Here is a 22,033-nt window from a genome sequence, read left to right as displayed (position 1 = left end):
CTGGTTCACGACTCGGGCCGCTTGACGCTCTCCAGCAGCATGTCCAGCCACTCCGCGACCTTGTCCCGGTGCTGGTCGGTGGGCAGTTGCGCCGCCCGCCAGGCGATCCCGCGCACCCCGTGGTCCTGCAGCAGCCGCTCCAGCGGATCGTCCGGCGCCTCGGCCGCGGCCCGCTCCCGGTCGGCGAGCTTCTGCAGCAGTTCCTGCTCGGTGCGCTGCAGCGCGCCCGCGAGGGCCTCGGGGTCCTCCGCGGTGAGGAAGCCGGCGTGCACCCGGAAGAACCGCTGCAGGGCGTCGCAGTGCTCCATGGTGGGCCGCCGGTCGCCGTTGATGAGCGCGCCGGCCTGCTGCCGGGACATGCCCGCGCCGTCGGCGATCTCCTGCTGGGTGTACTTGCGGCCGTTCGTCTTCAGCCGGGTGCGGCGCAGCAGGTCCAGGCGCTGCAGAAAGCGGGCCTGTACGTCCGGCTCGCCCGCCGGGCGGCCGCTGAGCAGGGCCTTGACCACCGGTTCCGGTACACCGCAGGCGACGGAGAGCCGCCCGACGTCGAAGACCTCGGCGTGGGGCACGCCGAGCCGGTCGGCGAGTGCGGTGACGCGGGCGACGACGGCCGGCAGCTGAGCGGTCTCCGTGGCGCCCGGATCCTCGTAGCCATCCGTCACCGACAGAACTCCTACGTCTCTCGAGGGCTTGAGGTACGTCGCTTCTCACAAGCGGTTGTCGTGAACTTCCCGGAGAGTAGCGGGTGCGTCGAACTCGCAGCCAGGTCTCGCCACAACTGTGGCGAATTTCAGCCGTCAACCGACATGGAATGCCACGATAGTTGACATGGCTCTCGTCGGAGCAGCAGGATCGCCTCGCCGCGTGAAGGCCGCAGAGGCAAGAGGGGTGACCTCCCGATGGCACATCAGGCAGGAGGGCAGTGGCCGGCGCCGCCGCCCGTCCCCGAGGGCTTCGAGGTCCAGGCGTACCTACAGGACTACGCCACGCTTCTGGAGGCTGTTCCGCTCCCGTCCCTGGTCGTCGACCACCGCTGGAACGTGGTGCTGGCCAACGGCGCGTTCGAGACACTTTTTCGGGGCGTGCGCCCTCATCCGACGGCCATGCCCGGGGGCAACTTCCTGCGGTTCGTGCTGTTCCACCCCGACGCCGCCGAGATCCTCGGCGATCACGAGGCGGGCTGGTGCCTGCCGATGCTGGCCCACTTCAAGACCGCCGTCGAGCGCTACGGCCACGACCACGAACTCCAGGCCGTACGCCGGGACATCGCCCAGGATCCGATCATGGAGGCCGCCTACCGGCAGGGTCTGCCGCACTGGATCCGTGCCGTCGGCGAGGCAGGGACACAGCTCGACGGTGCCGTACGCCTGCTCGTCCACCCCGATCCGTGGCGCGGCCCGACCGAGTGCCGGATCGTCGAGGAGACGCCCCGGACGCTCCAGGAGATCGGCTGCGCCCGCCTGACCATGGTCCTGCGTGACGCCCGCCGCCCGGCCGCAGCATCGCGCCGCCCGCGCCGGGCGCGCGGCGCGGGCACCCATCTGGTGGTCGTTCCCGACCCCGAGGACTGACCCGGCTCCGTCGGCGTTCAGGTCGCCGACGGGGCCGGGCCGGAATCCCCCTCCGCCCCAACAGCACTTGCGGCATCGCATGTCTCGTCTACGCAAACGGCTTGCGTAAATTGCGCTACTCTTGCGCGCATGACGCGACGACTTGCGGAAGTGGCGAAGAAGGTCGGGGTCAGCGAGGCCACGGTCAGCCGGGTGCTCAACGGCAAGCCCGGCGTCTCCGAAGCCACCCGGCGGGCGGTGCTGACGGCCCTCGACGTCCTCGGCTACGAGCGCCCCACCCAGCTGCGCGGCGAGCGCGCCCGCCTCGTCGGCCTGGTCCTGCCGGAGCTGCAGAACCCCATCTTCCCGGCGTTCGCCGAGGTCATCGGGGGCGCCCTCGCACAGCTGGGACTCACCCCGGTGCTGTGCACGCAGACCAAGGGCGGGGTCTCGGAGGCGGACTACGTGGAGCTGCTGCTGCAGCAGCAGGTGTCCGGCGTCGTCTTCGCCGGCGGTCTGTACGCGCAGGCCGACGCCCCGCACGACCACTACCGGCTGCTCGCCGAGCGCAACATCCCGGTCGTGCTGGTCAACGCGGCCATCGAGCACCTCGGCTTCCCCGGTGTGTCCTGCGACGACGCCGTCGCAGTCGAGCAGGCCTGGCGGCATCTGGCCTCCCTCGGGCACGAGCGGATCGGTCTCGTACTCGGGCCCGGGGATCATGTGCCGTCGGCGCGGAAGCTGGCGGCGGCGCGGGCGTTCGCGGGTGACCTGCCGGACGCCTTCGTCGCCCGGGCCATGTTCTCCATCGAGGGCGGCCACGCTGCGGCCTCCCGGCTGATCGACCAGGGCGTCACGGGCATCGTCTGTGCCAGCGACCCGCTCGCGCTCGGCGCGATCAGGGCGGCCCGCCGCAAGGGGCTCGACGTCCCGTCCCAGGTCTCCGTGGTCGGTTACGACGACTCCGCGTTCATGAACTGCACTGAACCCCCGCTGACCACCGTCCGCCAGCCCATCGAGGCCATGGGCCGGGCGGCGGTCGAGCTGCTGAACGCGCAGATCGGCGGGACGGCCGTACCGGCGGAGGAGCTGCTGTTCGAACCGGAACTCGTGGTCCGCGGTTCGACCGCGCAAGCGCGTCGTTCCTGAGATCCACTCGACTGTCGAATAATTTCAAATTCTGCGCGACATCTTGCGGGCCGATGTCGTCGGTGCTTGAGTGTGCGGCGCCCACCGCTCCTGCCTTGAGGGGTCCACCGATGAGAAGCACCGGGTTCCGCCGTACCTTCGCCGCGATCGGCGTCTGTTCCTCCCTCGCTCTCGCCGCGTCCGCCTGCGGGTCGGGCGACGACGGCGCGGCGAGCGGCAGGACCCGCATCACGGTCAACTGCGAGCCGCCCAAGAGCGCCAAGGTCGACCGGCGGTTCTTCGAGCAGGACATCGCCTCGTTCGAGAAGCAGAACCCGGACATCGAGGTCGTCGCGCACGACGCCTTCCCCTGCCAGGACCCGAAGACGTTCGACGCCAAGCTCGCCGGCGGCCAGATGGAGGACGTCTTCTACACGTACTTCACCGACGCCGGCCACGTCGTCGACATCGACCAGGCCGCCGACCTCACGCCGTACCTCGGGGAACTCAAGAGCTACGACACCATCCAGAAGCAGCTGCGTGACATCTACACCGTGGACGGCAAGGTCTACGGCGTACCGCGTACCGGATACAGCATGGGGCTGATCTACAACCGCAAGCTCTTCGAGAAGGCCGGACTCGACCCCGACAAGCCCCCGGCGACCTGGGACGAGGTGCGCGCCGACGCCAGGAGGATCGCCGCCCTCGGCGACGGCACCGTCGGATACGCCGACTACAGCGCACAGAACCAGGGCGGCTGGCACTTCACCGCCGAGCTGTACTCGCAGGGCGGCGACGTCGTGGGCGCCGACGGCAAGAAGGCCACCGTCGACACCCCCGAGGGCCATGCCGTCCTGCAGAACCTGCACGACATGCGGTGGACGGACAGCTCGATGGGCAGCAAGCAGCTCCTCGTCATCAACGACGTGCAGCAGATGATGGGTTCGGGCAAGCTCGGCATGTACCTCAGCGCCCCCGACAACATCCCGATCCTGGTCAAGGAGAAGGGCGGCGACTACAAGGACCTCGCCCTCGCCCCCATGCCCGGCGGCAGGGGCACCCTCATCGGCGGCGACGGCTACATGTTCAACAAGAAGGACACACCCGCCCAGATCCGCGCCGGCCTGAAGTGGCTCGACCACATGTTCCTCACCCCGGGATCGGGCTTCCTCGGCGACTACGCCCGCGCCAAGAAGAACGACGCACCCGTCGGTCTGCCCGAGCCACGCCTCTTCACCGGCGCCGCCGACGCCAAGGACCAGCAGGTCAAGAAGGCCAACGCCAACGTCCCGGTGGAGAACTACCAGGCCTTCCTCGACGGCAACCAGCAGCTGCGGATGAAGATCGAGCCGCCGGACGCCCAGCAGATCTACTCCGTCCTCGACGGCGTCGTCTCCGCCGTCCTCACCAAGAAGGACGCGGACATCGACCAGCTCCTCGAGGACGCCTCCGGCAAGATCGACAGCATTCTGGCCCGGAGCTGACCGCCATGCCGAAGACGGCCGAGCGGCGCCCGGTCGAGGAGCCCGCCGTCAACCCGGTTCAGGCGCCGTCCCCGGTAGGGGGCCGGGGGCGGCGCCGCCTCGCCGACCAGGCCCGCGCCCACGCCTTCCTGCTCGGCGGCCTGATCTGCTTCGCGCTGTTCTCCTGGTACCCGGCGATCCGCGCGGTCGTCATCGCCTTCCAGAAGTACACGCCCGGCTCCTCGCCCGAGTGGGTCGGCACCGCCAACTTCACCCGGGTCTGGCACGACCCCGAGTTCACGGCGGCCTGGCGCAACACCCTCACCTTCACCCTGCTGGCGCTGCTGATCGGTTTCGCCGTCCCGTTCGTCCTCGCCCTCGTCCTCAACGAGCTGCGGCACGCGAAGGCGTTCTTCCGGGTCGTGGTCTACCTGCCGGTGATGATCCCGCCGGTGGTCGGCGCACTGCTGTGGAAGTGGTTCTACGACCCCGGAGCGGGCCTCGCCAACGAGACGCTGCGCTTCCTGCACCTGCCCACCTCGAACTGGACCAACGGTACCGACACCGCACTGATCTCCCTGGTGATCGTGGCCACCTGGGCCAACATGGGCGGCACCGTCCTCATCTACCTGGCCGCCCTGCAGTCCATCCCCGGCGAGCTGTACGAGGCAGCCGAACTCGACGGCGCCAACCTGCTCCAGCGCATCCGGCACGTGACGGTCCCGCAGACCCGGTTCGTCATCCTGATGCTGATGCTCCTTCAGGTCATCGCCACCATGCAGGTGTTCACCGAGCCGTTCGTCATCACGGGCGGCGGACCGGAGAACGCCACGGTCACCGTCCTCTACCTCATCTACAAGTACGCTTTCCTCTACAACGACTTCGGCGGCGCCTGCGCGCTCAGCGTGATGCTCCTCGTGCTGCTCGGCGCCTTCTCCGCCGTCTATCTGCGGCTCACCCGAGCCGAGGGGGACGCATGAGCACCCGGACCCTGATCTCCCCGGCCACGCTCGCCCGCCCCCGCGGCAGGGCCGTCTACTGGACCGTGTTCACCGGCGTCGTCCTGCTCTTCGCGCTCGCCTTCCTCTTCCCGGTCTACTGGATGGTGACCGGCGCGGCGAAGTCCCCGGACGAGGTGGCCCGGACCCCGCCGACGCTGATCCCGCAGCACTGGCACACCGCCGGCTACACCGACGCCTGGGACCTGATGCAGCTGCCGCAGCGCCTGTGGAACACGGTGGTGCAGGCGGCCGGCGCCTGGGCCTGCCAGCTGGTGTTCTGCACGGCCGCCGCCTACGCCCTGTCCAAGCTGCGGCCTGCCTTCGGCAAGGTGATCCTCGGCGGCATCCTCGCCACCCTCATGGTCCCGGCCCAGGCACTGGTCGTACCCAAGTACCTGACCGTCGCCGACCTCCCGCTGATCCACACCAGCCTGCTCAACGACCCCCTCGCCATCTGGCTCCCGGCCGTCGCCAACGCCTTCAACCTCTATCTGCTGAAGCGGTTCTTCGACCAGCTGCCACGCGATGTCCTGGAGGCCGCCGAGATCGACGGCGCGGGGAAGCTGCGGATCCTGTGGTCGGTCGTGCTGCCCATGTCCCGGCCGGTCCTCGGCGTGGTGTCGATCTTCGCGCTGGTCGCGGTCTGGCAGGACTTCCTGTGGCCGCTGATGGTCTTCTCCGACACCGACAAGCAGCCGATCAGCGTGGCCCTCGTCCAGCTGTCTCAGAACATCCAGCTCACCGTGCTCATCGCCGCGATGGTGATCGCGAGTGTCCCGATGGTGGCGCTGTTCCTCGTCTTCCAGCGACACATCATCGCCGGGATCAGCGCGGGCAGCACCAAGGGCTGAGACAGCGGCCCCGTCTACAGAAAGGCAAGCCCAGTGGGACAGCCCACCCATGCTCCGACGGACCCCGACTGGTGGCGCTCGGCCGTCATCTACCAGGTGTACGTCCGCAGCTTCGCGGACGGCGACGGCGACGGCACCGGAGACCTCGCCGGGGTGCGCTCGAGACTGCCGTACCTGGCCGAACTCGGCGTCGACGCAATGTGGTTCAACCCCTGGTACCTGTCTCCCATGAAGGACGGCGGCTACGACGTCGCCGACTACCGGTCGATCGACCCGGCCTTCGGCACCCTCGCCGAGGCCGAGAAGCTCATCTCGGAGGCCCGCGAGCTGGGCATCCGCACCATCGTCGACATCGTGCCCAACCACGTCTCCGACCAGCACCCCTGGTTCCGGGCGGCCCTCGCCGCGGGGCCCGGCAGCCCCGAGCGCGAGCTGTTCCACTTCCGGCCCGGACGCGGTCCGCACGGCGAACTCCCGCCCAACGACTGGCCCTCGCAGTTCGTCGGCTCCACCGAACCCGTCTGGACCCGGCTGCCCGACGGCGACTGGTATCTGCACCTGTTCACGCCCGAGCAGCCCGACCTCAACTGGGCCCACCCGGCGGTCCGCCAGGAGCACGAGGACATCCTTCGCTTCTGGTTCGAGCGCGGAGTGGCCGGCGTGCGCATCGACTCGGCGGCCCTGCCGGCCAAGGACCCGGACCTGCCCGACCTCGCCGCACACCCCGAGCCGCACCCCTTCGTCGACCGCGACGAACTCCACGACATCTACCGCTCCTGGCGGGCCGTGGCCGATGCCTACGGCGGTGTGTTCGTCGGCGAGGTCTGGCTCCCCGACCCCGAACGCTTCGCCCGCTACCTGCGCCCCGACGAACTCCACACCGCCTTCAACTTCGCCTTTCTGTCCTGCCCCTGGGACGCCGAGCGGCTGCGCGCCGCCATCGACAGCACCCTCGCCGAACACGCCCCGGTCGGCGCCCCGGCCACCTGGGTGCTGTGCAACCACGACGTGACGCGCACGGTCACCCGCTACGGCCGCGAGGACACCGCCTTCGACTTCGCCACCAAGGCCTTCGGCACCCCGACGGACCTGGCGCTCGGCACCCGCCGAGCCCGGGCCGCGGCACTGCTGTCGCTGGCGCTGCCCGGGGCGGTGTACCTGTACCAGGGGGAGGAGCTGGGCCTGCCGGAGGCCGAGATCCCGGTCGGCCGCATCCAGGATCCGATGTACTTCCGGTCGCACGGGGCCGACCCGGGCCGCGACGGCTGCCGGGTGCCGCTGCCCTGGACGGCCGACGCGCCGTACGCGGGATTCGGATCATGCGAGGAGCCGTGGCTGCCGCAGCCGGCCGGCTGGCCGTCGTACGCGGTCGACCGTCAGCAACGGAACGCGTCCTCCATGCTGACCCTCTACCGCGAGGCCCTCGCCACCCGGCCGGTCTTCGGCGACGGCCCCCTGACCTGGCTGCCCGCCCCCGAAGGCGTGCTCGCCTTCTCCCGCGCGAAGGGCATGACGTGCGTGGTGAACCTCGCCGCCGCACCCGCCGAACTGCCCGCGAACTGCGAAGTCCTGCTCGGCAGCGGCCCGCTGGACGACCGGGGCCGGCTCCCGCAGGACACGGCGGCCTGGCTGCGCGCCTGAGCCGCCCCCGGCACCCCTTGCTATCCCACGCACCCCCACCACGAAGGGATCAGCACATGCACAGCAGCACCGCCGAACATGTCAGGCGCATGCCGGCCATCGGGGCGGTAGTCGCCCTGGCCGCCGGCATGCTCGTCGCCGTGGCCCCCACCGCCCGAGCGGCTTCGGGCGCCACGCTCCCCTTCACCTCCGTCGAGGCCGAATCGGCGAGCACCACCGGCATGAGGATCGGACCCGACCACACGCAGGGCACCCTCGCCTCGGAGGCCTCCGGACGGCAGGCCGTACGGCTCACCTCCGGCCGGCGGGTGGAGTTCACCGTCCCGCGTGCGTCCAACGCCGTGAACGTCGCCTACAGCGTCCCGGACGGGCAGTCCGGCTCGCTCGACGTCTACGTCAACGGCACCAGGCTCGCCAAGACGCTCCCGGTGACGTCGAAGTACTCCTACATCGACACCGGCTGGATCCCGGGCGCGAAGACCCACCACTTCTTCGACAACGCCCGGCTGCTGCTGGGACAGAACGTCCAGGCGGGCGACAAGATCGCCTTCGAGTCGACCGGTACCCAGGTCACCGTGGACGTCGCCGACTTCGAGCAGGTCGCGGCGGCCGCCGCCCAGCCCGCAGGTTCGGTGTCCGTCGTGTCCAAGGGCGCCGACCCCAGCGGCAACGGCGACTCCACCCAGGCCTTCCGGGACGCCATCGCGGCGGCCCAGGGCGCAGTGGTGTGGATCCCGCCGGGCGACTACCGGATCACCTCCTCCCTGGGCGGGGTCCAGAACGTGACCCTGCAGGGTGCGGGCAGCTGGTACTCGGTCGTGCACACCTCCCGGTTCATCGATCAGTCCAGCTCCTCCGGAGGCGTGCACATCAAGGACTTCGCGGTGATCGGAGAGGTCACGGAGCGCGTCGACTCCCGCCCGGACAACTTTGTCAACGGCAGTCTGGGACCAGGCAGTTCTGTCTCCGGCATGTGGATCCAGCACATGAAGGTCGGCCTCTGGCTGATGGGTAACAACGACAACCTGGTGGTGGAGAACAACCGCATCCTCGACACCACCGCCGACGGCCTCAACCTCAACGGCACCGCCAGGGGCGTCCGCGTCAGCAACAACTTCCTGCGCAACCAGGGCGACGACGCACTCGCCATGTGGTCCCTCTACTCCCCGGACGCGAACTCCAGCTTCGAGAACAACACGATCTCGCAGCCCAACCTCGCCAACGGCATCGCGATCTACGGCGGCACCGACATCGCGGTGAAGAACAACCTGATCTCCGACACCAACGCCCTCGGCAGCGGCATCGCGATCTCCAACCAGAAGTTCCTCGACCCCTTCCACCCGCTCTCCGGCACCATCACCGTCGACGGCAACACCCTCGTCCGCGCCGGCGCCATGAACCCCAACTGGAACCATCCGATGGGCGCCCTGCGCGTCGACTCCTACGACAGCGCGATCAACGCCACGGTCGACATCACCAACACGACGATCACCGACAGTCCCTACAGCGCTTTCGAGTTCGTCTCCGGCGGCGGGCAGGGCTACCCGGTCAGGAACGTCAACGTGACCGGAGCGACCGTGCGGAACACGGGTACGGTCGTCGTCCAGGCCGAGGCACAGGGCGCGGCCGCCTTCCGCAACGTCACCGCCACCCAGGTCGGCGCCGCAGGCGTCTACAACTGCCCCTACCCGGCGAACTCCGGCTCCTTCGCACTCACCGACGGCGGCGGCAACTCCGGCTGGTCCAGCACCTGGTCCGACTGCTCCACCTGGCCCCAGCCCGGCCAGGGCAACCCCGACCCGGACCCGAACCGCAACCTCGCCAAGGGCCGCCCGGCCACCGCGACCGGCTCCCAGGACGTCTACACCCCGGGCAAGGCGGTCGACGGAGACGCCAACAGCTACTGGGAGTCCACCGACAACGCCTTCCCGCAGTCCTGGACGGTCGACCTCGGCTCCTCCTACGCGGTCCGCCGGCTGGTGCTGAAGCTGCCCCCGTCCTCGGCCTGGGGCGCCCGCACCCAGACCATCACGGTGCTCGGCAGCACCGACGGCTCGAGCTACTCCACCGTGGCCGGCTCCCAGGGCTACCGCTTCGACCCGGCCACCGGCAACACGGCCACCGTCGCCCTGCCCGGCGGCACCAGCCTGCGCCACCTCCGCCTGAGCGTCAGCGCCAACACGGGCTGGCCGGCCGGGCAGTTCAGTGAGGTGGAGGCCTACCTCACCCCCTGACCCGGCCCGAGCGTCACAGCTCCGCCACCGGTCGAGCGCCCCGGCACCGGGACACACGGATCGTCATCGTGTCGCCCGCGCACCGCTCCTCCTCCGCGAGGACCGAGTCCCGGTGGTCCGGGGCGCCGTCCGGAACGTCCGCCATGCGGACCGGTCCGCCGGGCCCCCAGGCTCGCGCTCAAGGGGCTTGCCCGCACCAGTCGTTGACATGCCCCTGCCTTATGGCTAGCTTCGCGAGGAGTTCCCCTGCGTCCCCGGGCGTCCACAACCCCGGGGCGCCATCGAAGCGCTCGCATTCCAGGCACCTCATCTCCACGGTTGGACAACGTTGTCAGACCTCGGTGATCCGGATCCGGACATCTCGGCAAGCTCGCTCATCACCCGGGGTTGCTCTTCGGTACGGAGACAACGTTGTCGGCCCTCGCTTCCGAGTAGAGGAGAAAACCCCGTGATGACACCACTGGCGAGACCGAGAACCGCGGCGATCGGTCTCCTCGCCGCTGCGTCGCTGGCCGCGGCCGGTCTGTGCACCCCTGCGTGGGCGGCCGGGAAGGCTGCGCTCGTCACCGCGCCGGCGACTCTGGTCAACCCGTTCATAGGTACGTCGAACCAGGCCGACGACTTTCCGGGGGCCGACGTCCCGTTCGGCATGGTCCAGTGGAGCCCCGACACCCCGTCGCGTCCCGACGGCGGGGGCTACGAGTACAACGACTCGTCGATCACCGGTTTCAGTCTGACCCACATCGCCGGACCCGGTTGTGGCGCGGCCGGTGACATACCGGTGCTGCCCACGGTGGGGGCTGTGAACACCAGTGCGACGGACGCGTTCTCGCACGGCAACGAGTCGGCTTCCGCCGGGTCGTACAAGGTCGCGCTGAACAACCAGGTGACCACCGAGCTGACCACCACGACGCGCAGCGGTATGGCGCGCTTCACCTTTCCCTCGACCAGTCAGGCCAACCTCGTCTTCAAGTTGACGGCAAGTCAGAACGGCGCCACGTCGACGCAGTTCACCAAGGTGTCGAGCACCGAGGTGAGCGGGCAGGTGACCAGCGGCCGCTTCTGCGGCGCCGCGAACACCTACACCGTCTACTTCGACATGGTCTTCGACAAGCCCTTCGTCTCGCAGGGCAGTTCGGTCGCCAAGGCGTCCACGCCTTCCACGGCGCCGACCGAGGCGTCGAAGAACGCCGCCGAGAAGCCGAACAAGCCGGTGCTGCACGGCAAGAACCCCGGCGCTCCGGACTCGAAGTCCACGAAGTCCACCAAGGGCAGCGCTGCCCCGGATGCCGCCGCCTCGAACGGATACGTCACCTTCAACACCACTGCCGACCCGGTCGTGCAGGCCAAGGTCGGCATCTCCTACGTGTCGGTGGCGGGCGCGGTCGCCAACCGCACCGCGGAGAACACCGGCTGGGATTTCGACGCGACCCGCACCGCGGCGCAGAACGCGTGGAACAGCACGCTCGGCAAGGTGCAGATCGCCGGCGGGACGGCCGCGCAGCAGCAGACCTTCTACACCGCGCTCTACCACTCGCTGCTGCACCCGAACGTGATCAGCGACACCAATGGCCAGTACTACGGCTTCGACGGGAAGACGCACACCGTGGACGCCGGCCACAGCGCCGTGTACGCGAACTACTCCGGCTGGGACATCTACCGTTCGCAGGCCCAGCTCGAAGCCCTGGTCGCTCCTCGGGTCGCCTCCGACACCGCACAGTCGATGGTCGACGACTACGCGCAGACCGGGATCTTCCCCAAGTGGTCCGAGAACAACGGCGAGTCGTACGTCATGGTCGGCGACCCGGCGGACGCCATCCTCGCCGACTACTACGCCTTCGGCGCCCGGGACTTCGACGCCACGACCGCCCTGGCCGACATGGTCAAGCAGGCGAGCAGGGCCAACAACGACCGGCCCGGCCTCGGCTACTTGAACTCGCCGGGGTACATGCCCCACGACGGCAGCTACGGCTGCTGCAACTTCTACGGCCCGGTCGCCACCACCCTGGAGTACGACACCGCCGACTTCGCGCTCTCCGCGATGGCCGGGGCACTCGGCGACACCGCGAACCAGAAGACGTACGCCGATCGCGCACAGGACTGGCGCAACGTGCTCAACCCCGCCTCCGGGTTCGTCGAACCCCGTAACGCCAACGGCTCGTGGACCGGTGGCTTCGACCCCACCAGCGGCACGGACATGGTCGAGGCCGACTCGTGGATCTACACCGGAATGGTCCCGTTCGACATCGGCGGCCTGGCGCACGCCAAGGGCGGCAACACCGCGATGAACCATTACCTGGACACCGTGCTGCGCAGCTACACCGGCGCCAACGGGTACGCCTGGGTCGGCAACGAACCGAGCATCGAACTGCCGTGGGAGTACGACTACACGGGGCAGCCCTACAAGACGCAGGGCACGGTGCGGGCGATCCAGGACCAGATCTGGTCGAACACCCCGGGCGGCCTGGCCGACGGCAACGACGATCTCGGCGCGATGAGTGCCTGGTACGTCTGGTCGGCGCTCGGCATGTTCCCCGAGACGCCCGGAACCTCCGATCTCGCCCTGGGGTCACCGCTGTTCACGCAAGCCGTCATCACCCTCCCCTCGGGCAGAACGCTGACCGTCAACGGCAACGGCGCCGCCGACAACGCCCCCTACGTCCAGTCCGCCGCGTGGAACGGCACGGCGTGGAACAACGCCTACGCTCCGACCACGGCGATCACGGCCGGCGGCACGCTGGACTTCACGCTGGGCACCAGCGCCAACACGTCGTGGGCGACCGCGGCCGCCGCGGCCCCGCCCTCGTACGCGGGCGACACCACGGCGCCGGCTTCGCCGCGGATCGGTCCGCTCACCTCCGCGGTGGCCTCCAACCTGTGTGCGGACGACGCGTCTTCGGGCACCTCCGACGGCACCCACGTCCAGATCTGGGGCTGCAACAACACGTACGCCCAGGACTGGATCGTCGCCGGCGACGGAACGGTCCGGACCCTCGGCAAATGCCTGGACGCCGCTCACAGCGGAACCACCAACGGCACGCTGATCCAGCTGTGGACCTGCAACGGCACCGGCGCCCAGCAGTGGACCGCCGGAGCCAACGGGTCCCTGGTCAACCCCGAGTCACAGCTGTGCCTGGACGACCCCGGCTCCTCGAGCACGAACGGCACCCAGCTCCAGCTGTACACCTGCAACGGTACGGCGGCCCAGAACTGGAAACTGCCGAGCTGAGGCGTCGGCGGGCAGTCGGCAGTCCCGCCCGGTGTCCTGGCGGCAGGCCGCTCTCTGAGTGACCGGTCAGGGATGTCGAGGGAGCCTGGATACGGCGGTGCGGGCCAGAGCCAGTGTCCGGGAGCGTTCGGGTGCTGCCGGGCTGCCCGCATCGCTGAGTACGAGCAGGGTCCTGCCCGCGGCCACCAGGACCAGGGTCTCCTGGACGGTGAACGTCCCGGTGGTCGCGGTGACCGTGGCGTGCCACGACGCGTCGCCGATCCCTGCCGAACCGTGCGGCTCCACCTGCTCCGTACCCGTGGAGCCGTCGCTCCAGCCGATGGAGAACTCGGGACAGCCCGACAGCGTGCGCGCGGCCTGCTCCAGGTCCCGCCGTGCCCCGGAGCCCGGCAGCCGGCGCAGTACCTGCTGGAGGAAGGGTCCGCTCCGGCTCATGGCGAAGTCGACCCTGGCCTCGACGGCATCGGGGTGGGCAACGCGAGCGGATTCAAGGGAGTTGATCGAGTTGAGGCATGCGGGACGGTCGGAGCGCGTCGGGGGATCGTCCCGCAGGACGGTCTTCACATAGCCGGCCGGCAACTGGGCCGTGGTGAGCAGGGCCGCGGCCAGGTCTTCGGCGCCGGGGGAGGCGGACGGCGCGGGTGCCTGAGTCGGCACCACGCTGTCCGACCGTTGGCCTGGGCTGTCGCAGCCGCTGAGGGCCGTACCTGCCAGCAGCGCCGCCACGACCGGCAGGGCGGCGAGCCGTCGGTGCCCGATGGCGGACATCGCAGCGGTCCTCGGGCTCACGGGTACCTCCTCGCAGGGCTGGTGGATCGTCGGGCGTGGCCGGTCAGCGGCCGTAGCGGAAGTACAGGTCGCAGCGCAGGACGGAGGCGACCGGCGCATGGCTGTCCACGGGGCCCGACGGGGCGCGCCGAAGGACGGCCGAGGCGGCCCGCAGCACGGGGTCGTCGAGGCCGCCGAGCAACTGGGTCATGTCGGCGCGGCGTCGGGGGTCGGTCCAGACGGCGGTGCCGCCCAGGGACAGTGCACGGCAGACGAGGGCGGTGTCCGACCGCATGGCATCCGTGCGCTCCTCCTTGGGCGGCAGCAGGGGGAGTTGGTCCAGGGGGACGGTACGGTCACCGCTGCCGGAGGCCGGTGAGGCAGTCGGGTCCGGTGAGTTCACCGAGTCCGTCGGGGCTGCGGACACCCCCGGGGTTACGGACATCTCGGAGCCGCCGGAGACATGTGTGGCCGGAGCCCGGTTCGGCTCGCTGCCGAAAGCCGCCCAACCGGTCCCGGCCGTGACCAGGACCGTGGCGGCCGCCAACAGGACCAGGGGGCGGGGCTGCCTGGCACCGCGCGTCCCCGCGAGCCGCGCCCCGCGAGCCGCGGCTGCCGGAACCAGCGCGCCGACGACGGCCGTCAGCACCCCGGCCACGCACCAGGGCGTGTCGATCACCGCCCACCGGATGCCGGGAGCGGCGCGGGCCGCCGTCAGCCGGGCGAACAGGAACCAACTGCCCAGTGGCACGGCCGGCAGGAGCCCGGACAGTCCTACGGCCGCCGCGCAGGCGGGTGCGGAACGGGGACCGTCCACCGTGGCCCCCAGTGCTCTGGCGAGAGAGGTGCTCCAGAGGGCGAACAGCGCCCCGCCGACGACAAGCACCACCCCGAGGGCCGGCGCCTGCATGCCCGGCACCTGGGTCAGGGACAGCGCGGTCGCCAGTCCGTCCGCCGTGCCCGTGTCCCGTACCCAGTCACCGGCCGCCCGCCCGGCGAGCTGGCTGCCGAGGAGCACACCGAGTCCGAGCGCTGCCCCGGCCGGTGCCGCGCGCCGGCCGGACGCGTCCCGGTGTCCCACGGCGACGGCCCGCCACCACGCCACGGTCACGACCCCGGCGACGACCCAGCCCGTCAGCAACCCGCCGATCATGTAGGCGAGTCGGGTGTGATCCGGCATCAGGGCGGCGACCAGCAGGGTGAGGTCGGTGAACACCAGTCCGGCGGCGAGCCCGGTGGTGAGGCACTCAAGGGACGAAAGCCCCCAGGACCGCGCCGGATCGGCGAGCACGGCCAGGCGGGCCGCGGGGGTGGGATGCGTGGCCAGGCCCAGGGACCGTACGAGGCGCTCGGTTCGGCGCGGCGCGAGAGCCGAGCCGATGTGGGCGGCCGTCGCGTCCCGTGGCGCGCCTGGATCCGCCGCCGCGGCGAGGTCGGCGTCATGCTCCCGCACACGCAGTACGGCGCACAGGGTGAGCAGCACGACGGTCAGGACGATCGCCATCCGGACCAGCAGGCCGGCGCCCAGCAGCCCGGGGTCGCGGGCCAGTGCGACCACCATCGGCAGGGTGACGCCGAGGAGCAGGAGCCACCCGGCCGCCGTGGCCAGCCGTACCCGGCCCACGTCCCGCAGCCGCAGATGGGCCAGTTCATGCCGGAAGATCGCGTCCACGCTCCGGTCGGACAGGCTGAGGACGTAGGAGTCGGCCACGATGCGGGGCCGGCGGACGGTGCCCGAGGCACGCGCCCGGATCCCGACGCCCCGGCCGCGCACCCACAGCACCGGCCGGGGGCCTCCCCCTTCGGGCACCATGGCGGCCAGGCGCCGGGCGAGCGCCGAGGACCGGTCCGGCACGGCCTGCCACCGCCACAGGCTCAGCCGCCGCCCGGCGGCTCGGCAGAGCACGGCGAGGGCCAGCAGGGCGAGCGGTCCGCACAGCACCACCGCCGACTGCGCCAGCCGTACGTCGTTCACGCAGCCGGTGAAGCGGGCGAGGGTCTCGTCGGGCGCGGCGTCGGTGCCGGGCAGGCAGGCGAGTTGGGCCCCGGGCCAGTTGTCCCGGCCCAGGACCAGCCACCACCAGGTGGCGAACGAGGCACCGGCGCCCGCGACGAGGACCAGCAGGGCCAGCCGGGTGGTGGTCGGCAGGGGCAGGGGGCTGGACACGAGCGCGCGGGCTACGTCCGGCCGCTCGGTGGCGGTGGCGGTGGCGGAGCGGGAGGGGCGGGGCGGGCCTTGCGGGTCCGGCGCGGCGCTCACGACAGCGACGAGTGCGCGGCTGCCGATGTGTCACCGGCGTTCGGCGCTCCATCGGTCTCCGGTGCGTCACCGGTCTCCGGCGCGTCACCGGCCGCCGACGGGAGCCCTGCCCCCGCGTCGTCTCCGGCCCCGGCGGTCGCAGCCCTCGGGTCCGGAGCGCGATGACGAACGGACTCCGGTTCCGCCGGGTGCCCGAGGTCCGTCGGAGCAGTCGGAGCAGCCGGCGTGGTCGGCGCAGCCACCGCATCCGGCACCGACCGCGCCCCCGAGTTCCCGCGCACCACGGCCACCACGATGACCTCCGCGCAGGTCTCGCCCTCGGCCGCGGACATTCCGGCGGCCCGGCTGACGGCCAGGGTCCAGTCGGCGAGTTCCTGCCGGGTCACCCCGGAGAGTTCCGGGACGGCCGAGGTCAGCGCGGCTCGTCTGCCCTCGGTTTCGGTCCCGCGGCGACGTCGCCACCAGCGCTTGAGCCGGGTGCCGCCCGCCTGTATGCGCCCGGATGCGAGGTCGGCGAGGACCTGTGAGACCACCGACACCAGAACCGGCAGCAGCACCGCCGACTCGAAGCCGATGCCCAGCGGGTCCCCGGCCGGCCGGTGCAGGCGCTGCGGGGGATGGGGCCGGGCCAGGTAGGCCCGGCAGGTCTCGTCCAGCTTCTCCAGTTCGGCCGGAGCGACGCGGCGGACCACGTCGCGCAGGACGTCCTGGCCCGTGCGGTGGTGCATGGGTTCCTCCCGTGAGAACGGACGGACGGACGGATGGGCGGGCGGTGCGCGCGTGCGGACGGGCGGCGGTCCGCCTCGGCCGCTGCGGGTTCAGCGTTGGCTGCGGCGACGCCGCAGGACCACGCCGACGGTGACGACGACGGCGAACACGAGGCCTGCCACGCCGGCGGCCACGATCGGCGCGGGGGCTCCGCCGCCCGCGCTCCCGTCCACTGCGGTTCCGTCGGACAGGGCCGACGGGGCCGGGGTGGTGGCGGACGGGGGTGACGAAGAGGGTGCCGGGGACGGGCTGCCGGACGGTGTCGTCGCCTCGCTCACCGGACTCTGCTGTGCGAGGCCCGCGGAGGCCGTGTCCGGTGTCGGTACCGGGGACGTCGCCTGCCCGACCACGGAGTACGACGCCTTGCCGTCCATCAGGGGCGCCGGGTCGACCGAGGTCGTGGGCTGGATCAGGCCCTGGGTGACGAACTGGAGCGTGGAGGGCGCCGGTACTCCGGAGGCCAGGGAGACGCGCAGCGGGATGCGGGCCGAGTCGCCCGCCGGGAGCGATCCCACGGAGGGCAGTCCGGCGTCCGTGCTGAGGTAGCCGCTCAGCGCGGTGTCCCCGGGTGTCAACTCCACCGGCCGCCACACGGACGGGCCGGCGTCGAACCATTCCACGGTGACCTGATCGGGAGTCAGCCGCTCGGCCGGCGGTGCGAGCCGGATGCCGACGGCGACGACGAAGCTGTCCGTGATGTCGCTGTCCAGCGTGTTGTGGAACGTGGCATCCACGGTCAGCGGGCCGCCGCCGGGCACCACCTCCCCGGAGTCCGGGCTCAGTTCGGCATAGGGCGCGGTCGGGTCCGCGGCGTGCGCCGGCGCAGCGGACAGATACAGCGGCAGGAGTAACGCGGCGCAGCTCAAGAGACTTGTGCACAAGAATCCACGGCGCACGAGAACCAGCTCCCCCCACGCGCCCCCCAGCGCGCTTCCTGGCGTGATGCAGGAAAGTTTAAGGGATAATGTGCGTTAAAGAGCCGTCAATTCACATTCGGTCAATAAAGAACAGAAGTGAATTCCTGTGTCCCGTGTGGTCTCTCAGGACCCGCCCGCATCGACGACGACGTCGTACGAAGGTGTGGACAGGGCGTGCAACGGAGAGTCGAGTTTCTCCGTGCGCAGGATGTACGTGCCCGGAGCCAGGTCCGAGATCGCCTGGTAGCGGCCGGTGAAGTCGGGCTCCGTTCCGGTCCAGTACCCGGAGCCGAGACTGTTCTTGAGGACCCATCCGTTCGGCTGGACGATCGCCGGGTACACCGGGCCGAGCGCGTCCTGGGTGAGAGTGAAGGACGCCCCCGCGTGGGCGTTCGCGCCCGGTGTCCCGGACAGGGTGAACGAGAAGTAGCGGACGTTGAACGGGGCGCCCGACGTCAGCGGGGCACAGTCCCGGGCCGTCACGAGGCCGTCCACGACACCGAGTCGGAGCGGGTCGGTGAAGGTGCCGCTGCCCGCGAGGCTGCCGCAGTCCTGGCTCCCGCCCGCCGTCGACCGGTCGTCGTCCTCAGTCGTGCCGCTGCCGCTCCAGCTGTCCGGAGCCTCGGAGGTGGCGCTCTCCTCGGTGGGTGTCTCCTCGGCCGGTTCCTGCGTGGTGGGGGTCGGATCCGGGGAGGAGCTGCCGACGTCCGGTGTCTCCGAGGCCGTGTCGGAGGCCGACGCGGAGACGTCCGCCGACGGGGACTCCTCCGTACCCGCCCGGTCGTGTGACGAGCCGCTGCCGCAGCCGCTCGCGAGCAGTAAGGCCCCGAGTGTGAGCGCGCACTTTCTGATCATGGATCTCCGCCCCCTCCCGCGCCGCCGAGAACGGCTCGGCGGACGTCATGTGCGCCGGATATTACATCTCTTCACCCTTTCGATCCCCCGATATGAGGACTTCTCCGAACCGGGGGCAAAGGGCGCAGTCGCCCCAACCCCCTCCGTACCGACGACTTTCACATCGCCGCCATCAGACCCTTCCCTGACGTTTGCTGCTCTTGGAACACTCGCTGCGCGCAGATTCCGTCATCTAGCGGCAACTACGTACGTCAGGACGAGAGGACTCTCACTCATGACCGAAGTCAATCGGCGGCGCTTCCTCCAGCTCGCGGGCGCCACAACGGCGTTCACCGCGCTGTCCAACAGCATCCAGCGTGCGGCCGCACTGCCCGCGCACCATCGCACGGGTTCGGTCGAGGACGTCGAGCACATCGTCGTCCTGATGCAGGAGAACCGTTCGTTCGACCACTACTTCGGCTCGCTCCGGGGCGTGCGGGGCTTCGGCGACCCGCGTCCGGTGACGCAGAACGGCAAGTCCGTCTGGAAGCAGTCCGACGGCACGAAGGACATCCTCCCGTTCCACCCGGACGCCGACGACCTGGGCCTGGCCTTCATCCAGGACCTCCCGCACGGGTGGAACGACGGACACGCGGCCTTCAACGGCGGCAAGTACGACAAGTGGGTGCCCGCCAAGTCGTCCACGACGATGGCGTACCTGACGCGTGAGGACATCCCCTTCCACTACGCGCTCGCCGACGCCTTCACCATCTGCGACGCCTACCACTGCTCCTTCATAGGCTCGACCGACCCCAACCGCTACTACATGTGGACGGGTTACACGGGCAACGACGGCAAGGGCGGCGGCCCGGTCCTCGGCAATGACGAGAAGGGCTACGGCTGGACGACGTACCCCGAGCGCCTGGAGCAGGCCGGCGTCTCCTGGAAGATCTACCAGGACGTGGGCGACGGCCTGGACGCGAACGGCTCCTGGGGCTGGATCAACGACGCCTACCGCGGCAACTACGGCGACAACTCCCTCCTCTACTTCAACCAGTACCGGAACGCCAAGCCCGGCGACCCGCTGTACGACAAGGCCCGCACCGGCACCGACGCGCGCCAGGGCGAGGGCTTCTTCGACCGGCTCAAGGCGGACGTCAAGGCGGACAAGCTGCCCCAGGTCTCCTGGATCGTCGCTCCCGAGGCCTTCACCGAGCACCCCAACTGGCCCGCCAACTACGGCGCCTGGTACGTCGCCCAGGTCCTGGACGCGCTCACCTCCAACCCCGAGGTGTGGGGCAGGACCGCGCTGTTCATCACCTACGACGAGAACGACGGCTTCTTCGACCACGTGATCCCGCCCTTCCCGCCGGCCTCCGCCGCCCAGGGCCTGTCGACCGTCGACCCCTCGCTCGACCTGTACAAGGGCGACATCGGCCACCCCGCCGGCCCCTACGGGCTCGGCCAGCGGGTGCCGATGCTGGTCGTCTCGCCCTGGAGCAAGGGCGGTTACGTCTGCTCCGAGACCTTCGACCACACCTCGATCATCCGGTTCATCGAGCGTCGCTTCGGTGTCCAGGAGCCGAACATCTCGCCCTGGCGCCGCGCGGTCTGCGGCGACCTGACCACTGCCTTCGACTTCTCCCGCAAGGACACCGAGCCGGTCACGCTGCCGTCCACGGCCGGCTACCAGCCGCCGGACCACGACAGGCACCCCGACTACGTGCCCGTCCCGCCCGCCAACCCCGCCCTGCCCAAGCAGGAGCGCGGCTGCCGGCCCACCCGCCCGCTCAAGTACGCCCCCGTGGTGGACGGTTCAGCGGACACGGCGGCCGGAAAGTTCACGCTCTCCTTCGCCTCCGGCGCACACGCGGGCGCCGGGTTCCTGGTCACCTCGAACAACCGCACCGACGGTCCCTGGCCCTACACCACCGAGGCCGGCAAGACCCTCTCGGACACCTGGAACTCGGTCTACTCCGGCGGCTCGTACGACCTCGCCGTGCACGGCCCGAACGGCTTCCTGCGCCAGTTCAAGGGCCGCAACAAGGTCGCCGGACCCGAGGTCACGGCCCGCTACGCCGACGACGACATCGAGCTGACCTTCACCAACAAGGGCACCGGCACGGTGAAGCTGAAGCTCGTGAACCGCTACGGCGGCAGCCCGGTCGCCGTCACCGTGCGGCCCGGCGCCACCGTGAAGCACACCGTCGCCCTCACGGCGAGCAAGCGGTGGTACGACCTCACGGTCACCGCGGACAGCGACCCGGCCTTCCTGCGCACCTTCGCCGGCCACGTGGAGAACGGGCACGCCGGCGTCAGCGACCCGGCCATCATCACCGTGTGAACGGGGTGAACGGGCGATGAACAGCGCTCCGTGCGGGCTGGTCAGGTACCGGTCACATCAGGGTAGTGTGCCCCGGTGACCACGCAATCGAACACTCCTGCAGGCTGGTACCCCGATCCGCACGGGGCTGCCCAGACGCTCCGTTACTGGGACGGCGCGCAGTGGACCGACCACACGAACCCGGCCCAGCAGACCGCCGCACAGGTTCCGCAGCAGCAGGCCGCGCCCCAGCAGCCCGCCGCCCACATCCCGCACCAGCAGGGCACCGACGCCAAGGTGCAGCGCCAGGTGCAGCAGCAGGCCGGGGTCGCGGCCGGCGGTCCCGGCGGCGGCACTCTCTTCACCGAGCCGGTCCTGGTGGTGAACCAGAAGGCCAAGCTGATCGAGCTCACCAACGAGTACAAGGTCATGGACCAGAACGGCCGCGAGATCGGCGCCGTGACCGAGGTCGGCCAGAGCGCGCTGCGGAAGATCTTCCGCTTCATCTCCAACTGGGACCAGTTCCTGACCCACAAGCTGGAGATCCGCGACGCCCACGGGCAGCCGCAGTTGCTGCTGACCCGCCCGGCGAAGATCTTCAAGTCCCGGGTCATCGTGACCCGTCCGGACGGCTCCCCGGTCGGTGAGATCGTCCAGCAGAACATGATCGGAAAGATCAACTTCGCGATGAACGTGAACGGCCAGCAGGTCGGCGCGATCAAGGCGGAGAACTGGCGGGCGTGGAACTTCGCGATCGTCGACCACTCGGACAACGAGGTGGCCCGGATCACCAAGACCTGGGAAGGCCTCGCCAAGACGCTGTTCACGACGGCGGACAACTACGTCCTGCAGATCCACTACCAGCTGCCCGAGCCGCTGCTGAGCCTGGTCGTGGCGACGGCTCTGACCGTCGACACCGCGCTCAAGCAGGACTCGCGGGGCTGGAACTGAGCGGACCCCGCACGGGGAGTACGGCAACGGGGGGGGGGGGGGGGGGGGGGGGGGGGGGGAGGGCGGGGGGGGGGGGGGGGGGGTGGTCGGCTCGGTTCTGCGGGCCGAGGGGGTT

17 protein-coding genes are annotated in these 22,033 nt (G+C 70.4%); 10 read left to right on the top strand and 7 right to left on the bottom strand.

Features of this window, described 5'->3' with window-relative positions:
- Nucleotides 1-5: 5 nt before the first annotated feature.
- Entirely contained in the window at nt 6-662 is a 657-nt protein-coding gene (locus tag AC07DS_RS45440) for a helix-turn-helix domain-containing protein (protein ID WP_479154593.1), read from the bottom strand.
- Between the two features lie 237 nt (nt 663-899).
- On the opposite strand from AC07DS_RS45440, the gene AC07DS_RS45435 reads away from it, so the two are divergent.
- The 7 genes from AC07DS_RS45435 (at nt 900) to AC07DS_RS45405 (ending at nt 9,868) form a co-directional block, all read left to right on the top strand.
- Nucleotides 900-1,571 carry an MmyB family transcriptional regulator gene (locus tag AC07DS_RS45435; RefSeq protein ID WP_479154592.1) on the top strand — a complete coding sequence of 224 codons (672 nt, stop codon included), beginning with the start codon at nt 900-902 and terminating at the stop codon, nt 1,569-1,571.
- Nucleotides 1,572-1,700: 129 nt separating this feature from the next.
- Complete coding sequence (locus tag AC07DS_RS45430; RefSeq protein WP_479154591.1) at nt 1,701-2,699, top strand: LacI family DNA-binding transcriptional regulator; 999 nt, start codon at nt 1,701-1,703, stop codon at nt 2,697-2,699.
- A 110-nt stretch (nt 2,700-2,809) separates the two neighbouring features.
- Nucleotides 2,810-4,162 carry an ABC transporter substrate-binding protein gene (locus AC07DS_RS45425; RefSeq protein ID WP_479154590.1) on the top strand — a complete coding sequence of 451 codons (1,353 nt, stop codon included), beginning with the start codon at nt 2,810-2,812 and terminating at the stop codon, nt 4,160-4,162.
- 5 nt (nt 4,163-4,167) lie between these two features.
- Nucleotides 4,168-5,121 (top strand): carbohydrate ABC transporter permease, encoded by a 954-nt coding sequence (locus AC07DS_RS45420; RefSeq protein WP_479154589.1) that lies wholly within the window; start codon nt 4,168-4,170, stop codon nt 5,119-5,121.
- The gene (locus AC07DS_RS45415) at nt 5,118-5,993 is read left to right on the top strand and encodes a carbohydrate ABC transporter permease (RefSeq protein WP_479154588.1); all 876 of its coding nucleotides are present in this window, start codon (nt 5,118-5,120) and stop codon (nt 5,991-5,993) included. The genes AC07DS_RS45420 and AC07DS_RS45415 overlap by 4 nt, the downstream gene beginning before the upstream one ends.
- 33 nt (nt 5,994-6,026) lie before the next feature.
- On the top strand, nt 6,027-7,634 hold the full coding sequence (locus AC07DS_RS45410) for a glycoside hydrolase family 13 protein (protein WP_479154587.1): 1,608 nt from the start codon (nt 6,027-6,029) through the stop codon (nt 7,632-7,634).
- Between the two features lie 56 nt (nt 7,635-7,690).
- Entirely contained in the window at nt 7,691-9,868 is a 2,178-nt protein-coding gene (locus AC07DS_RS45405; protein WP_479154586.1) for a galactose-binding domain-containing protein, read from the top strand.
- A 13-nt stretch (nt 9,869-9,881) separates the two neighbouring features.
- Here AC07DS_RS45405 and AC07DS_RS45400 read toward each other — a convergent pair whose 3' ends face one another.
- Nucleotides 9,882-10,013 carry a hypothetical protein gene (locus tag AC07DS_RS45400; protein WP_479154585.1) on the bottom strand — a complete coding sequence of 44 codons (132 nt, stop codon included), beginning with the start codon at nt 10,011-10,013 and terminating at the stop codon, nt 9,882-9,884.
- 306 nt (nt 10,014-10,319) lie between these two features.
- Here AC07DS_RS45400 and AC07DS_RS45395 point away from each other — a divergent pair, with 306 nt between their 5' ends.
- Complete coding sequence (locus tag AC07DS_RS45395) at nt 10,320-13,097, top strand: lectin (protein ID WP_479154584.1); 2,778 nt, start codon at nt 10,320-10,322, stop codon at nt 13,095-13,097.
- Nucleotides 13,098-13,163: 66 nt separating this feature from the next.
- Here the strand turns inward: AC07DS_RS45395 and AC07DS_RS45390 are convergent, their stop codons facing one another.
- From AC07DS_RS45390 to AC07DS_RS45370, 5 genes are all read right to left on the bottom strand, one after another.
- A complete protein-coding gene (locus AC07DS_RS45390; RefSeq protein WP_479154583.1) occupies nt 13,164-13,886 on the bottom strand; it encodes a hypothetical protein in 723 nt (240 codons plus the stop codon).
- A 43-nt stretch (nt 13,887-13,929) separates the two neighbouring features.
- Entirely contained in the window at nt 13,930-16,125 is a 2,196-nt protein-coding gene (locus AC07DS_RS45385; RefSeq protein ID WP_479154582.1) for a M48 family metalloprotease, read from the bottom strand.
- Nucleotides 16,122-16,853, bottom strand: coding sequence for a hypothetical protein (locus tag AC07DS_RS45380; RefSeq protein WP_479154581.1), 732 nt, complete (start codon nt 16,851-16,853; stop codon nt 16,122-16,124). The genes AC07DS_RS45385 and AC07DS_RS45380 overlap by 4 nt, the downstream gene beginning before the upstream one ends.
- 90 nt (nt 16,854-16,943) lie before the next feature.
- On the bottom strand, nt 16,944-17,759 hold the full coding sequence (locus AC07DS_RS45375; protein ID WP_479154580.1) for a hypothetical protein: 816 nt from the start codon (nt 17,757-17,759) through the stop codon (nt 16,944-16,946).
- Nucleotides 17,760-17,933: 174 nt separating this feature from the next.
- Complete coding sequence (locus tag AC07DS_RS45370; protein WP_479154579.1) at nt 17,934-18,665, bottom strand: hypothetical protein; 732 nt, start codon at nt 18,663-18,665, stop codon at nt 17,934-17,936.
- 274 nt (nt 18,666-18,939) lie between these two features.
- Between AC07DS_RS45370 and AC07DS_RS45365 the strand changes: the two genes are divergently transcribed.
- Together AC07DS_RS45365 and AC07DS_RS45360 are read left to right on the top strand one after the other, a co-directional pair.
- Entirely contained in the window at nt 18,940-20,988 is a 2,049-nt protein-coding gene (locus AC07DS_RS45365) for a phosphocholine-specific phospholipase C (RefSeq protein ID WP_479154578.1), read from the top strand.
- Nucleotides 20,989-21,063: 75 nt separating this feature from the next.
- The gene (locus AC07DS_RS45360; RefSeq protein WP_479154577.1) at nt 21,064-21,918 is read left to right on the top strand and encodes an LURP-one-related family protein; all 855 of its coding nucleotides are present in this window, start codon (nt 21,064-21,066) and stop codon (nt 21,916-21,918) included.
- The last annotated feature ends 115 nt before the right edge of the window (nt 21,919-22,033 follow it).

The sequence above is a fragment of the Streptomyces sp. NPDC044064 genome (assembly GCF_056434245.1).
Note: the sequence above shows the minus strand (reverse complement) of the source record. Positions and strands in the feature narration are given on the sequence as shown.

Bases quoted from the DNA above. Each gene is read 5' to 3' on its own strand.
- AC07DS_RS45435 (WP_479154592.1), top strand. From the start codon at position 900: ATGGCACATCAGGCAGGAGGGCAGTGGCCGGCGCCGCCGCCCGTCCCC.
- AC07DS_RS45430 (WP_479154591.1), top strand. From the start codon at position 1,701: ATGACGCGACGACTTGCGGAAGTGGCGAAGAAGGTCGGGGTCAGCGAG.
- AC07DS_RS45425 (WP_479154590.1), top strand. From the start codon at position 2,810: ATGAGAAGCACCGGGTTCCGCCGTACCTTCGCCGCGATCGGCGTCTGT.
- AC07DS_RS45420 (WP_479154589.1), top strand. From the start codon at position 4,168: ATGCCGAAGACGGCCGAGCGGCGCCCGGTCGAGGAGCCCGCCGTCAAC.
- AC07DS_RS45415 (WP_479154588.1), top strand. From the start codon at position 5,118: ATGAGCACCCGGACCCTGATCTCCCCGGCCACGCTCGCCCGCCCCCGC.
- AC07DS_RS45405 (WP_479154586.1), top strand. From the start codon at position 7,691: ATGCACAGCAGCACCGCCGAACATGTCAGGCGCATGCCGGCCATCGGG.
- AC07DS_RS45400 (WP_479154585.1), bottom strand. From the start codon at position 10,013: ATGGCGGACGTTCCGGACGGCGCCCCGGACCACCGGGACTCGGTCCTC.
- AC07DS_RS45395 (WP_479154584.1), top strand. From the start codon at position 10,320: ATGACACCACTGGCGAGACCGAGAACCGCGGCGATCGGTCTCCTCGCC.
- AC07DS_RS45380 (WP_479154581.1), bottom strand. From the start codon at position 16,853: ATGCACCACCGCACGGGCCAGGACGTCCTGCGCGACGTGGTCCGCCGC.
- AC07DS_RS45370 (WP_479154579.1), bottom strand. From the start codon at position 18,665: ATGATCAGAAAGTGCGCGCTCACACTCGGGGCCTTACTGCTCGCGAGC.
- AC07DS_RS45365 (WP_479154578.1), top strand. From the start codon at position 18,940: ATGACCGAAGTCAATCGGCGGCGCTTCCTCCAGCTCGCGGGCGCCACA.